This is a genomic window from Burkholderia sp. AU45388, assembly GCF_030481585.1.
In the GTDB taxonomy this organism is placed as follows: domain Bacteria; phylum Pseudomonadota; class Gammaproteobacteria; order Burkholderiales; family Burkholderiaceae; genus Burkholderia; species Burkholderia sola.
This window is the reverse complement of the sequence record NZ_JAUJPV010000068.1, coordinates 1-1,204: the sequence shown is the minus strand read 5'-3', so window position 1 is coordinate 1,204 and position 1,204 is coordinate 1. Positions and strand designations below refer to the sequence as shown.

1 protein-coding gene is annotated in these 1,204 nt (G+C 59.6%); it reads left to right on the top strand.

Translation table 11 applies throughout. The features are described 5' to 3' along the window. Positions 1–61 precede the first annotated feature (61 nt). Positions 62–1,188 (top strand): IS3 family transposase gene (locus tag QZM72_RS35455; RefSeq protein ID WP_226256072.1). Its coding sequence is split into 2 segments (ribosomal slippage): positions 62–320 and positions 320–1,188, totalling 1,128 coding nucleotides; the frame shifts between segments, so codons are not numbered across the junction. Positions 1,189–1,204 lie beyond the last annotated feature (16 nt).

Below are 1,204 nucleotides of genomic sequence, written 5' to 3'. Positions count from 1 at the left end.
TGACCTGCTCCCGGCGTTTAGTACGGTGACGGTGTAGAGTCCGTTCCAGAGAGGAACGGCAATGAAAAAGCGATTCACCGAAGAGCAAATCATCGGCATCTTGAAGGAAGCCGAGGCTGGCCTGAAGCCGGCGGAGCTGTGCCGCAAGTACGGCATATCGGAAGCGACCTACTACAACTGGAAAGCGAAGTTCGGCGGGATGACGGTCTCCGAAGCGCAGCGCTTGAAGGAACTGGAGCAGGAGAACAACAAGCTCAAGCGCCTGTTGGCCGAATCAATGCTCGACAACGCTGCGCTGAAGGACCTGTTGGCCCGAAAGTAGCAAGCCCGCAGGCCAAGCGCGAAGCGGTCCGCATCTTGATGACCGAACGCGCCATGGGTGTTACCCGGGCCTGCGGGCTGGTAGGGATTTCGCGCTCGCTGTTCCACTACGAATCACGTCGCCGAGTTGACGACGAAGCGCTGACTGGCCGGATGATGGCCATCGCCGCGCAGAAGCGCCGATATGGCTATCGCCGGATTCACGTGCTGTTGCAGCGGGATGGCTGCTTTGCCAACCACAAGCGCATCTGGCGCCTGTACAGCAAGGCGGGACTGAGCGTGCGCAAGCGACGACGCAAGCGTATTGCGGCTGTCGATCGCGTGCCGCTGCCGTTACCAACGGGCCCCAATCAGAGCTGGTCGATGGACTTCGTTTCTGATGGGCTGGCCTATGGTCGGCGGTTTCGATGCCTGAACGTGGTCGACGACTACACGCGCGAGTGCTTGGCCATCGAGGTCGATACTTCATTACCGGGCCTACGCGTGCAGCAAGTGCTCGAGCGGCTCAAGGAGATGCGAGGCTTACCCGCATCCATCACGGTCGACAACGGGCCGGAGTTCGCTGGTAAGGTGCTGGATGCATGGGCCTACGAAGCCGGCGTCACGCTGTCGTTCATTCGGCCTGGCAAGCCGGTGGAAAATGCCTATATCGAGAGCTTCAACGGGCGGTTCCGCGATGAATGCCTGAACGAGCACTGGTTCGTCTCAATGCGCCACGCCAAGCAGCTAATTGAGGAATGGCGTATCGAATACAACACCGAGCGGCCTCATAGTTCACTCGGCTATCTGACGCCGGTGCAGTTCGCTCGGGCGCACGATGCAAAGCAGCAGTTTTTAACCTCGGACTCTAACTGCAGTTCGGACTAAAACCGGGGGCAGGTCA